The organism is Arthrobacter sp. B3I9, assembly GCF_030816935.1.
Taxonomy (GTDB): Bacteria; Actinomycetota; Actinomycetes; order Actinomycetales; family Micrococcaceae; genus Arthrobacter.
The window spans coordinates 940,833-953,030 of sequence record NZ_JAUSYO010000001.1; the positions used below are offsets into that span (position 1 = coordinate 940,833).

12 protein-coding genes are annotated in these 12,198 nt (G+C 67.0%); 10 read left to right on the top strand and 2 right to left on the bottom strand.

Annotated elements, in window-relative coordinates:
• Positions 1 to 111: 111 nt before the first annotated feature.
• A complete protein-coding gene (locus tag QFZ65_RS04420; RefSeq protein ID WP_306908433.1) occupies positions 112 to 936 on the top strand; it encodes an alpha/beta fold hydrolase in 825 nt (274 codons plus the stop codon).
• Positions 933 to 1,604, top strand: a complete 672-nt coding sequence (locus tag QFZ65_RS04425; RefSeq protein ID WP_306908434.1) for a triacylglycerol lipase — start codon at positions 933 to 935, stop codon at positions 1,602 to 1,604. Before QFZ65_RS04420 ends, QFZ65_RS04425 begins: the two co-directional genes overlap by 4 nt.
• Positions 1,605 to 1,633: 29 nt before the next feature.
• Here the strand turns inward: QFZ65_RS04425 and QFZ65_RS04430 are convergent, their stop codons facing one another.
• Positions 1,634 to 2,398, bottom strand: coding sequence for a GAF and ANTAR domain-containing protein (locus tag QFZ65_RS04430; protein ID WP_306908435.1), 765 nt, complete (start codon positions 2,396 to 2,398; stop codon positions 1,634 to 1,636).
• A 369-nt stretch (positions 2,399 to 2,767) separates the two neighbouring features.
• Between QFZ65_RS04430 and QFZ65_RS04435 the strand changes: the two genes are divergently transcribed.
• A complete protein-coding gene (locus QFZ65_RS04435; protein ID WP_306908436.1) occupies positions 2,768 to 4,123 on the top strand; it encodes a phosphoribosyltransferase in 1,356 nt (451 codons plus the stop codon).
• A gap of 78 nt (positions 4,124 to 4,201) precedes the next feature.
• The gene (locus QFZ65_RS04440) at positions 4,202 to 5,074 is read left to right on the top strand and encodes an NAD(P)-dependent oxidoreductase (protein ID WP_306908437.1); all 873 of its coding nucleotides are present in this window, start codon (positions 4,202 to 4,204) and stop codon (positions 5,072 to 5,074) included.
• Between the two features lie 52 nt (positions 5,075 to 5,126).
• Here the strand turns inward: QFZ65_RS04440 and QFZ65_RS04445 are convergent, their stop codons facing one another.
• Positions 5,127 to 5,864, bottom strand: coding sequence for a FadR/GntR family transcriptional regulator (locus QFZ65_RS04445; RefSeq protein WP_306908438.1), 738 nt, complete (start codon positions 5,862 to 5,864; stop codon positions 5,127 to 5,129).
• Positions 5,865 to 6,003: 139 nt separating this feature from the next.
• On the opposite strand from QFZ65_RS04445, the gene QFZ65_RS04450 reads away from it, so the two are divergent.
• The 6 genes from QFZ65_RS04450 to QFZ65_RS04475 all read left to right on the top strand — a co-directional run bounded on the left by QFZ65_RS04450 (position 6,004) and on the right by QFZ65_RS04475 (position 12,143).
• Complete coding sequence (locus QFZ65_RS04450) at positions 6,004 to 7,302, top strand: ABC transporter substrate-binding protein (protein ID WP_306908439.1); 1,299 nt, start codon at positions 6,004 to 6,006, stop codon at positions 7,300 to 7,302.
• Positions 7,303 to 7,415: 113 nt separating this feature from the next.
• Positions 7,416 to 8,369, top strand: a complete 954-nt coding sequence (locus tag QFZ65_RS04455; protein ID WP_306908440.1) for a carbohydrate ABC transporter permease — start codon at positions 7,416 to 7,418, stop codon at positions 8,367 to 8,369.
• Positions 8,366 to 9,262 carry a carbohydrate ABC transporter permease gene (locus tag QFZ65_RS04460; RefSeq protein ID WP_306908441.1) on the top strand — a complete coding sequence of 299 codons (897 nt, stop codon included), beginning with the start codon at positions 8,366 to 8,368 and terminating at the stop codon, positions 9,260 to 9,262. Before QFZ65_RS04455 ends, QFZ65_RS04460 begins: the two co-directional genes overlap by 4 nt.
• Positions 9,263 to 9,269: 7 nt before the next feature.
• On the top strand, positions 9,270 to 10,418 hold the full coding sequence (gene dgoD / locus QFZ65_RS04465; RefSeq protein ID WP_306908442.1) for a galactonate dehydratase: 1,149 nt from the start codon (positions 9,270 to 9,272) through the stop codon (positions 10,416 to 10,418).
• A 52-nt stretch (positions 10,419 to 10,470) separates the two neighbouring features.
• Positions 10,471 to 11,157 carry a bifunctional 4-hydroxy-2-oxoglutarate aldolase/2-dehydro-3-deoxy-phosphogluconate aldolase gene (locus tag QFZ65_RS04470; protein ID WP_306908443.1) on the top strand — a complete coding sequence of 229 codons (687 nt, stop codon included), beginning with the start codon at positions 10,471 to 10,473 and terminating at the stop codon, positions 11,155 to 11,157.
• Complete coding sequence (locus tag QFZ65_RS04475; RefSeq protein WP_306908444.1) at positions 11,154 to 12,143, top strand: sugar kinase; 990 nt, start codon at positions 11,154 to 11,156, stop codon at positions 12,141 to 12,143. Before QFZ65_RS04470 ends, QFZ65_RS04475 begins: the two co-directional genes overlap by 4 nt.
• Positions 12,144 to 12,198 lie beyond the last annotated feature (55 nt).

The window sequence follows — 12,198 nt, forward strand, 5'->3', positions numbered from 1 at the left end:
CTATTGTGCGCTCTGGTGGCAACCCGCACCGGCCGGCGGTCCGTGCCGGTCCAAAGAGGTCAGTATGCTTACTGGAGGCTGCCAAGAGTCCTGAACAGAAATGAGTCCACCATGGCCAGGGCCGTCCGCTCTGAAATCGAGGCCGCGGGTCATCTCGGCCACGTGTACGCTTCCCGCCGCCCGCGCGTCCGCCCTGCAGACGCCGACCCCGGCGCGGCGCTGCCCGCGCCCGCCGTCGTGCTGGTCCACGGGATCGGGGTTTCGCACCGCTACCTGCAACGGCTGCACAGGGAGCTCGCCGAGTCCGTTGACACCTACTCCATTGACCTGCCGGGATTCGGCAGCACGCCCAGACCCGAGCACACCCTCACGGTCGCGGACCAGGCCTCGTACATCCTCGGGGCAATGGAGCAGTTGGGGGTCCTTGAATTCACGCTGGTGGGGCATTCGATGGGAGTGCAGTTCGGCATCGAGGCCGCGATCCAGCAGCCGGGGCGGATACCGCACCTGGTCCTGATGGGCCCGGTGGTGGACACGGAACGGAACACCGTGACGCAGCAGGCCCTGGCCCTGGGCCGCGACAGCCTGTTTTTTGAAAGCCCCTCCTCCAACGGCCTCGTCTTCACCGACTACCTCCGGTGCGGGCCGTCGTGGTACCTCAAGAACCTGCGCGTCATGATGGAGTACCCCACGGAACAACGGCTGGCTGCTGTCGAGGCGCCCGTCCTGGTGGTCCGGGGCGGGAACGATCCGGTGGCGCCCGAAGGCTGGTGCCGGCGACTGATTGAACGCGCTCCGCGGGGAAGGTTCGTGGAATTCCCCGGCAGCGGCCACGTCGTGCAGCACAACCGCTCAGCCGAAGTGGCGGAGGCCATCCTCGCCTTCACCCGGCAGCCGGGCGCTTGCAGCGAGGCATCCCAGGAGTTCCAGGCATGAGCGGGGCCCTGCAGGCGGCCCGCTGGTGGGCGCAGGACTATCTCTACGCCGCCGTCCGGCAGGTGCGCAGCGCATTTTCCCGGACCCAAGCGGATGAATTCCTCACCGGCACCGGCCGTCCCGTCGTCGTGATTCCCGGTATCTACGAGGACTGGCGCTTCATGCTGCCGCTGGTCCGGCAGCTGCACGAGGCCGGGCACCCGGTGCACGTGGTGACGCTGCTGCAGCGGAACCGGCTCGCGGTGCCCAAGGCCGCCGAGCTGATTGCGGGGTACATCCGCGAGCAGGGCCTGGAAGACGTGATGATCGTGGCGCACAGCAAAGGCGGGCTGATCGGCAAGTACACCATGATGTCCCTGGACCCTGAGGCGAGGGTGGCCGGCATGGTGGCCGTGTGTACGCCCTTTTCGGGTTCGAGGTACGCGGCGTTCATGCTCCTTCCCAGTCTGCGGGCTTTTTCGCCGCGGAACGCGGTCACGCTGCAGCTCGCCCGCGAGGAGCGCATCAACGAACGCATTGTCTCCGTTTACGGGCTTTTCGATCCGCACATCCCCGAAGGCAGCGTGCTCCCCGGTGCCCGGAACATCCAGCTGCAGACCGGCGGTCATTTCCGTATCCTGAGCCACCAGGACACCATCCGCACCATCCTGGCGGAGACCGCCGCCTGAGAAAGCCGGCGCCTGAGAAAGCCGGCCGACTAAGAATCGAAGTGCGTGCGGGCGGGCCCCTGGCCCAACGACTCCAGGACGCCTGCCGCCACGACCTGCAGCTTGACGTTGCGCGCGCTGGAGGCCGACTTGAGCAGCTCGAACGCCTCGTCCTGGCTGCAACGGTTCTGCGCCATGATGATGCCCACCGCGACGTCGATGCCCGTGCGCGTTTCGAGCGTGGCCAGCAGATTCGCCGCGGTCTCGCTGGAATGAGCAATCCGGACCGCGAGGCGGAGCGCCATGGACGTCTGGTTCACGAAGTCGCGGGCCAGTTCCACGGCCCTGGCGTCGAAACGGCCGGGCCGGTGTGAATAAAGGTTGAGTGCGGCACGGGTATCTCCGTCGAGCAGGAACGGCAGCGCCAGGATGGAGCGGACGCCCTGCTCCCGGACCGTCGCGGCGTACTGCGGCCAGCGGTCCTCGGCGTCCAGGTCGGGAACGTGGACCGTTTCCTGCTCCCGGGAGGCCGTCATGCAGGGGCCGTCGCCAAAGGCGTACTGGATCTCATCCATCGCCTGGGCGGCGGGACTGCTGCTGGCAACCGTGGCCGCCTTCCGACGCCGCAGGAGGGTGATGCCGCAGAGAATCTCGTCCCCGGGTTCAGACAGGCTCCGGGCGGAGACCTTCGCCAGTTTGCGCAGAAACTCCTCCACGTCGGCGCTGTTGAGCACCAGCTCGTGCAGGAACTGGTTGATCGAGGATGCATCAAGGGATGTTTCGTCTTCGGAGGTTGCCGTTGACTCGCTGGCCACTGTTTTCTTCGCACCGTTTCACTCAGGTTCAGTCGATGCGGCGGGCGGCACTTCCGCCTGCGGCAAGCGGCGGTAAAAGGGGCAGCGGTCAACCGGATCGATGGACAATCCAAACCGGCCCGCTGCAGGACCGAAAAAAATTATATACGGCGAGCGGCGGCTTTCTTCATTCGGCTCGGAACGGTGCCCGGAGGACCGACACCGGGCGCCTTTCCAATCCGGGCATTATGGCCCTCACCTGCTCCCGGGCTCCGGACCCATAGTGGAGGAGAGGCCGTCCGCTCCCTCCCCTGACTTTGGTGTCCTGACTGTGGTGCCCTTTCCGCGAGGAGGCCTTGACGGCTGACCTCTCACGTGGGAAGCCTTGCGATGAGCATTTTCGAGGACAGGGTCGACGCCGGCCGGCAGCTGGGGCGGCAACTCAGGAAACTGCGCGGACAGGACATCGTGGTCCTGGGGTTGCCGCGCGGCGGGGTTCCCGTCGCTTCCGAGGTTGCTGTCGCGCTCGACGCACCCCTGGACGTGATTGTGGTCCGGAAACTGGGTCTCCCGTACCAGCCGGAACTTGCCATGGGCGCCATCGGTGAAGGCGGAACGCGCGTGCTGGAACAACGTGTGCTCGCGCAGTCCCAGATCTCCGAAAAGGAGCTGGAGGCTGTCGAGGCGCGCGAACGGGCCGTGCTGGAGAACCGGGTGGTGCAGTTCCGGAAGGGACGGAGCCGGCGGGACCTCACCGGCCGCATCGCGGTGATCGTGGATGACGGGATCGCCACGGGATCCACCGCCCGGGTTGCCTGCCGAATCGCACGGCGGCTCGGCGCCGCGCGGGTGGTTCTGGCCGTCCCCGTGGCCCCCGCGGACACGCTCGGAGCCCTGACCGAGCCGGACGAAGTGGTCTGCCTGGCAACACCGCGGCACTTTTCCGCCGTCGGATACCACTACCGGGACTTTTCACCGACCGAAGACGAGGAAGTCGTGCAGCTGCTGGACGCGGCCGCCAGACGGGTGCAGGACTCCGCCCCCTGGGACCGAGACGATGCTGCCGACGGCGGTTTCGCACCGGCGGAATTTGACGGGGAGGTGGAGATACCGTCCCGGGGCGTCCGGCTCCAGGGCCAGCTGCACCTTCCTGTGCCGATGCGGGGGGTTGTCCTGTTCGCACACGGCAGCGGCAGCAGCCGGCACAGTCCGCGGAACCGGTTTGTGGCGGGTGTGCTCCAGCAGGCGGGCCTGGGCACCCTGCTGCTGGACCTGCTGACCCCGGGGGAGGAACACAACCGCGCCAACGTCTTCGACATCGAATTGCTGGCCCGCCGGCTGTCCTCCGCCACAGACTGGCTGGGCACGAGGGAAGACACCGCGTCCTGCAGGGCCGGTTACCTTGGTGCGAGCACCGGCGCCGGGGCTGCCCTGTGGGCCGCCTCCGAGCCTGTCTCCAGGGTCTCCGCCGTCGTCTCGCGCGGCGGCCGGCCCGACCTCGCCGGACCGCGGCTTTCGGCCGTGCGGGCGCCGACCCTGCTGATTGTCGGAAGCCTCGACTACGAGGTGCTGGAGCTCAACCGGAAGGCGAAGTCCCTGATGCGCTGCCCCAACCAGCTGGCCGTGGTGCAGGGCGCCACCCACCTCTTTGAGGAAACGGGCACGCTGGCGGCAGCCGCCATCCTCGCCCGGGACTGGTTCATGGAATACCTCGACTCCGCTGCGGAGACGCCGACGCAGACCTAGGGGCCGCGTGGCGGCAGCCACTGTTCTGCAGCCACCGTTCTAAGGTGGAACCGACCACCCGGCCCAGAGGAGACCCTGATGAGAATTGTTGTAACCGGAGGCAGCGGAAAGCTGGGCCGGAGCGTTGTGCGCCGGCTGCGCGACGACGGCCACACAGTCACTAACCTGGACCGCACCGGACACCGCGGGCCCGGCTTCACCGAAGTGGACCTGCGCAACTACGGCCACGTGGTCGATGTGTTCCTCGGCCTGGAGGACCGCCCCAGCGGTTTTGACGCCGTGGTGCACCTGGCCGCGATTCCTGCCCCGGGGCTGGCCCCCGACGCCGTCACGTTCGAAAACAACATGCTGGCCACCTACAACGTGTTTCAGGCGGCCCGCCGGGCCGGAATCAAGACGATCGTCTACGCCTCGAGCGAGACGGTCCTGGGACTGCCGTTCGACGTCGACCCGCCGTACATCCCCGTCGACGAGGAATACCCCGCCCGCCCGGAAAGCACATACTCGCTGGTCAAGCACCTTGAGGAGCAGATGGCCATCCAGCTCACCCGCTGGGACCCCGAGCTCAGCATCACGGGCCTGCGCTTCTCCAATGTCACCGACCCGGACGACTACGAGGACTTCCCTTCCTTCGACTCGGACGCAACGCTGCGGAAGTGGAACCTCTGGGGCTACATCGACGGCCGCGACGGCGCCCAGGCGGTTGCCCTCGCCCTGCAGCACGCAAAGCCGGGGTTCGAGGCATTCATCATCGCGAACGCCGACACTGTGATGGGCCGGTCGAGCACCAGCCTCGCCGCGGAAGTGTTCCCGGACGTGAAAGTGGTCAAGGACCTTGGCGAGCACGAGACCATGCTTTCGATCGATAAGGCCAGGCGCATGTTGGGTTTCGCCCCGGAGCACAGCTGGCGGAGCTACCACCCGCTCCGCACGACCCCCACGGAAGACTGACCCCCAGCCCGATCCTGGAAAGGAGCCGGAACTCCACGGCGGCCGCTGAGGGTCACATCGCCTGTGCCTGGTGGTGGCTGGACCAGATGTCACCCATTTCCTCGGTGGACTGCTCCACAATTCGGCTCATGGCGGCATGCGCGGCACTGGCCTCGCCGCGCTGAATAGCGCTGGCCACGTCCACGTGCAGCTGCAGGGCCTCGTGCTGCGGCAGCTGCGGCATGAGGCCGTGTTCGGTACGGCCGGTCAGCACCTCGGCCACCAGGTTGTGCAGCTGGGAAAACATGGGGTTGCCCGAAGCCTGGAGCACCGCGGCGTGGAACTCGATGTCCAGCCGGAGGAACTCGTCCCGGTCGCCGCGCTGGCCCGCTGCCCACAGCCGGGCCGCCTGGGACACGAGGCCGCTGCCGGCATCCCAGGAAGCGCGCTCAGCGGCAAGCCGAGCAGCCTGCGGTTCGATCGCGCCGCGCAGTTCGTTGAGCGCCCGCAGCTGCTCCAGCCGCCGGGGCGAGGCGAGGCGCCAGCGGATGACCTGCGGGTCATAGAGATTCCAGCACTCTTCCGGCTGCACCACCGTTCCCAGCCGCCGCCGTGACTCCAGCATGCCTTTGGACGACAGAACCCGGGTGGCCTCACGGACAACTGAGCGGGACACGTTGTGCTGGGTCTCAAGTTCATCCAGCCGCAGGATGGAGTGCGGCGCCAGGGACCCCTCGGCGATGGCAAACCCCAAAGTGTCGACCAGCACGGAGTGCAGGTCGGCTGAGGTCTCCGCCTTCGGGGATTTCATGAATAAATCATACGGGTGTGCCCTAGGGTCTTGTCTATGTCTGCTTTATTTATCTATGATCGCTTTCAGAGCAGATGTAAAGATGCATGTGCGGATGGCCGGGCGAGCACCGCCGGCCCTGAAAAGCAAGGGAGTCGTAATGAAGCGGCGTTCAATTGTGAAGTACGCGGCCGTTGCTGCGGCCATGTCACTGGGCCTGACCGCCTGTGGCGGCGGCGGCGGAGGCAGCAGCGATGCGAAGGCAGCGGGCACCGTCCGGGTCACGCTGGCCAACCACGTCTGGACCGAAGGCATCAAGGCAGCCATCCCGGAATTCGAAAAGGCAAGCGGCCTCAAGGTCGAACTGACCCAGCTCGGTGAAGACCAGCTCTCGGATCAGTACAACGTCAAGCTCAACGCAGGCAGCGACGAGATCGACGTCATGATGTACCGCCCGCTGCAGGAGGGCAAGGCGTTCGCAAAGAACGGCTACCTCGCGGACCTGACGTCCAAGGTGTCCTCGGACGCCACTTGGGACTGGAAGGATTACCAGGAGGGCCCGGTCAAGGCCTCCACCGTTGACGGCAAGGTCGTGGGCGTCCCGATCATCACCGAACGCGAAGTGCTGTACTACCGCAAGGACCTGCTGCAGGCCGCCGGACTCCAGGTCCCCAAGACCATGGACGAGCTCGAGGCCGCAGCCAAGGCGATCAAAGCGTCCTCGCCGGATACCGCCGGTTTCGTGGCCCGCACCGGCAAGTCCGCCGCCGTCACCCAGTTCTCCAGCTTCCTGTACAGCTTCGGTGGCGACTTCACCGATTCCAGCGGCAAGTCCGCCGTCAACTCCGACGCTGCCAAGAAGGCCTACGCCTTCTACGGCGGCCTGATCAAGAACTACGGTCCGGCCAACGTCAGCACGGACATGAGCTGGCCCGAGGCGATGGCCATCTTCACCCAGGGCAAGGCCGCCTTCTACACCGAAGCCGACTCGCTCTACAAGAACGCCACCGATCCGGCCAAGTCCAAGGTTGCTGACACGGTCGGTTTCGCCGCCCTGCCCGCGGGCCCGGCAGGTTCCAAGCCGTACAACATCCCGTCCTGGGGCCTGGCCGTGAACCAGGCCTCGAGCAACCAGGACAACGCCTGGAAGTTCATCCAGTGGGCCACGAGCAAGGAACGGACCCTGGCCGCACAGAAGGCTGGTGTCCCCGGACCCCGCGCCTCCGTCTGGTCCGATCCTGCGGGAACCTCGACCTACCCGAAGGATCTTGCGGACGCCATTGCCGCCAGCGCCAAGACCGGCATCGGACATGACCGTCCCGAGGTTGTCACGGTAGGCAAGGCCCGCGAAATCGTGGGCGCGCCGATCGTCGCCACCATCACGGGCGCAGACGCGTCCGCCGCCGCCGACTCGGCCCAGGACGCCTTCCAGACGTTCCTGGACAGCGAAAAGAAGTAGGGGCCGGGCGGATCCTGCGCCACGTGCACTACGCAGCCCCGGTTGGGTCGGCAGCGAACCTGCCGGCCCGCCGGGGCCCCTCTTCACTTCACCCCCAACTTTTTAGGTGAATCATGTCTGTACTGAACCCTCCCCGCAGTGCGCCTGCCCCCAGCGCCGGCCGCCCCTCCGGGGCGCGTGAAAACTTCTCCGCCTGGTCCAACCGGCACCGCAAATGGCTGTTCGCCGCCCCCGCCATGGTCTTCGTCGGTGTCCTCATTGTCTTCCCGCTGGCGTGGACCCTCTATCTGAGCCTCACCGATTCCCAGGGCTCCGTCCGTGCCGCTGCCGAGTTCATCGGCCTGCAGAACTACATGACGGTCCTCTCCGACACGGAACGCTTCTGGCCCGCCGTCGGCCGCACGCTGTCCTTCACCGGCGTCGCACTGGTCTGCGAGATCGTGCTCGGCATGTGCATCGCGCTGCTGCTGTGGCGCCCCTTCCGCGGCGAGAAATTCGTCCGGGTGGCCATCCTGCTCCCACTGGTCGCCACCCCCGTGGCCGTCGGCATGATGTGGCGGCTGATCTTCGACCCGAATATCGGCTTCGCCAACCAGCTGCTCGGCATGGTCGGCATCCCCGCCCAGCCGTGGCTCTCCGGCCAGGACACCGCGCTGGGCACCACGATCTTCATGGACGTGTGGCAGTGGACCCCCATGGTGGTCCTGATCCTGCTCGCGGGCCTGACCTCCCTCTCCGAGGAACCCGATGAGGCAGCCCGGATGGACGGCGCCAACTCCTTCCAGCGCTTCTTCTTCATCACGCTGCCGCTCATGATGCCCACCGTGATCGTCGCCATCCTGCTCCGGGGCATTGACGCCCTGAAGACCTTCGACATCCTCTATGCCACCAAGGGCAAGGGCGGCGGATCCTTCCACGAGGTGGAGACCCTCAACGTCTACGCCTACGGCCTGAGCTTCGACTACAACCAGTACGGGCTCTCCTCCGCGGTGCTGATCCTGTTCTTCATGATCATCATCGGCACCATGTGGCTGCTGACCATGCGCAAGAAAGCGGTAAGCAAATGACCGTATTGTCCGAAAACACAGACAACACCGGCTCCCGGACCTCCGACGCCCCGGCACCGGTACGGCGCCGCCGGAAGCCCCTGGGCACGCGTGCATACAAGGTCTTCCGCGTCCTGGCCCTGATTGCCGTGGTGCTCTTCCTGATCGCGCCGCTGATCTGGATGCTGCTTGCCTCCTTCAAGACCAACGTGGACATCTACGACACCGGCAAGGCGCTGCTCTTCAGCCCCACCACCGAGAACTACGCCAATGTGCTGCAGCGCAACAACTACTTCATCTTCATCTTCAACAGCTTCTGGGTGGCCTTCGTCTCCACGGTCCTTTCCCTGGTCCTGGGTGTCCCGGCGGCATACGCAATGAGCCGCTTCACGATGCACCGCTCGGCCCTTGTGGTCCTCATGGCCCGCGTCATTCCCGGCGTCTCCCTGCTGGTGCCGTGGTACTACGTGTTCTCCAACCTGAAAATGGTCGGCGGGTTCGAGGTGCTGATCCTCAGCCACATGTTCGTTGCCCTGCCGCTGATCGTCTACATCATGATGAGCTACTTCGATTCAATGCCGCTCGAGCTCGAGGAGTCGGCCCAGGTGGACGGGCTCACCCCGATCGGCGCCTTCCGCCGGATCACGCTGCCGCTTTCGGTCGCCGGCATCGCTACCGCTGGCATCCTGTCCTTCATCTTCTCGTGGAACAACTTCATGTTCGCCCTGGTGCTCTCCGGCTCCAAGACCAAGACCCTGCCGGTCGCGATCTTCGACTTCGTCTCCTACGCCAGCATCGACTGGGGCGGACTGATGGCGGCGGCCACGGTTGTCACTATCCCCATCATGATCATTGCGCTCTTCACGCAGAAGTACATCGTCTCCGGCATGACCGCCGGGGCGACCAAGGGCTAGGTACCAGATGACACTCATCAGCAGAATTGAAACCTTCCTCGTCGCGCCGCGCTGGCTGTTCGTCCGGATCGAGACGGACAGCGGGATCGTCGGCTGGGGCGAAGCAACGTGCGAGGGCCGCAGCGAAACCGTGCGCACCGCCGTCGAGCAGCTCTCCGAGCTGCTGATCGGCACCGACGCGCTCCGGATCGAGGACCACTGGCAGGTCATGACCAAGGGCTCCTTCTACCGGGGCGGCCCCATCCTGGCCAGCGCCGTCTCCGGCCTGGACCAGGCCCTCTGGGACATCGCGGGCAAGCACTTCAACACCCCGGTGCACCAGCTTCTGGGCGGCCACGTCCGGGACCGGATCCGCATGTACGGCTGGGTCGGGGGAGACGAACCCAACGAAGTCGCCGACCAGATCAGCGCCCAGCTGGAGGTCGGCCTTACCGCCGTCAAGATGAATGCCAGCGGCCGGATGAGCCCCGTCGCCTCCGTGGCCGAGCTCGACGGCGTCGTCGCCCGGGTCGCCGCCGCCCGCGAGGTCCTCGGCGAGCACCGTGACGTTGCGGTGGACTTCCACGGCCGCTTCACCCTGGCCAACGCCCGCCGCGTGGCCCCGCTGCTGGAACCGTACCGGCCCTTCTTCCTCGAAGAGCCCGTGGTCCCGGAAAACACGCACCTGCTGCGTGAGTTCACCTCCTCGACGACGACGCCGGTCTCCACCGGCGAGAGGCTCTACAGCCGGCAGGAATTCCTGCCCGCACTGCAGGCCGGCATCGCCGTCGCCCAGCCGGACCTTTCCCACGCCGGCGGCATCACCGAGGTCCGGAAGATCGCCTCGCTCGCTGAAATCTACGAGGTCCAGCTCGCCCCGCACTGCCCGCTGGGCCCGCTGGCACTGGCCGCCTGCCTGCAGGTGGGCTTTGCCACGCCGAACTTCCTGATCCAGGAACAAAGCATCGGGATCCACTACAACAAGGGCGCCGAGGTCCTGGACTACGTCGTGGACAAGACCCCGCTGAAGTTCGTGGACGGTCACATCGAACGGCTCACCGGTCCCGGCCTGGGCATCGAGATCGACGAGGCAGTGGTCCGCGCCGCGGACAAGCGCGGGCACGCCTGGCGCGGTCCCGTCTGGCGGCACTCCGACGGCGCCTTCGCGGAATGGTGACGGCCGGCATGACAGCCACAATGACGGACACCCTATGAAGGAGCAGCCCAGCATGGAGAACAGCCTGACCGCCGAGACCCTGACCCCCGAGACACTGCTCGCCGGGATACGGCAGACCCGCCTCGTCGCGATCGTCCGGGGCACCGACGGCGCGGCCGCAGCGAAGGCCGCGCTGGCGGCAATGGAGGAGGGCTTCCGCTACGTCGAAATCGCCCTCACCACGCCGGGTGCGCTCGAGGCCATCCGGGAGGTGCGGGCAGCGGCTCCCGCCGGAAGCTTCGTCGGCGCCGGAACGGTGCTCACAAAGCAGGACGTGGACAACGTCGCAGGGGCTGGCGGCCAGTTCATCGTCACCCCGTCACTGGCGCCGTCCATCGAAGAGGCGGCCGGCCGGGGCATCCCTGTCCTGGCGGGGGCGCTCACCCCAAGCGAGGCCCTCGAGGCGATGAACCGCGGTGCCACCGCGGTGAAGCTCTTCCCCGCCTCGATCGGCGGCCCGGGCTATCTGAAGGCGCTGCGCGACCCGTTCCCGGACATCCCCTTCATTGCTGTCGGCGGAGTGGGGCTCGACGAGGCGGCCGGCTACTGGGGAGCGGGCGCGATCGCTGTCGGACTCGGTGGCCCGCTGTTCGGCGACGCCGGATCAGGCGGCGATCTTGCTCCCGTGCGGCAGCGGGCCCGCAGTTTCGTCGCCCTGGCGTCCGACTTTGACCGTCGGCTTGCGGAGAGCGGGCGGTGACTGCCGCCGTCGGGCTTTCCCCCGTCGACCTCCTGACCTTTGGCGAATCCATGGTCTCGTTGCGCTCGGCGGGTCCGCTGTCCTCCGGCGGCGCACTGACGATGCATGTGGCCGGGGCGGAGTCGAATGTGGCGGTCGGCGTCGCCCGGCTCGGACACAGCGTCAGCTGGGCCGGCGTGGTGGGTGCCGACCCGCACGGCGAGTTCATCCTCCGCCAGCTCCGCGCCGAAGGCGTCGGGCTGCAGTACCGGCAGGACGGTATCCGCCGGACCGGCGTGATGTTCCTCGAACAGCGCACGGCCGATGTCACCCGGGCGTTCTACTACCGGTCCGGCTCCGCCGGGTCCACACTCAGCCGGGAGGACGTGGACACTGCCATGCAGCAGAAGCCGCGCATTCTGCACCTGACGGGCATCACGGCAGCGCTGGGCCCGGAATCCCGGAAGGCCGTGGAATACGCCGCCGAGCGCGCCGCTGCTGACGGCGTGGTGGTGTCACTCGACGTCAACTACCGGAGCAAGCTCTGGTCCCGGGAGGAGGCGCGTGAGGTGCTTCTTCCGCTTGTCCGGCATGCCAGCATCCTGATCGCCTCCGAGGACGAACTCGGACTGGTGTCGTCGGCGCCTGCGGACACCTCGGACCAGGACGCCCTCGAAACGGCGATGGTCGCCGAGCTGCTGGGCCGGGGCGTGGGCGAAGTTGTGGTCAAGCGCGGCGCCGCCGGCGCCGGAGTCCACACCGCCGACGGCCGGTGGGAAGCGGCTGCGGTGCCCGTGACCAGCATCGATACCGTGGGAGCCGGAGACGCCTTCACGGCCGGCTACCTCTCCGCACTGCTCGACGGCGCCGACGTGTCCGGCCGCCTGCAGCGTGGTGCCCTTACCGGGGCCTTCGCCGTCAGCACCGCCGGGGACTGGGAAGGCCTGCCGCACCGTGCCGAACTTGCGCTGCTGGCGACTACCCCCGGCGGGACCACCCAACGATAAGCCACCGCGGGCCGGACCCGGCACGCCTCCATCTCCCGACTAAGAAAGCCTGGAA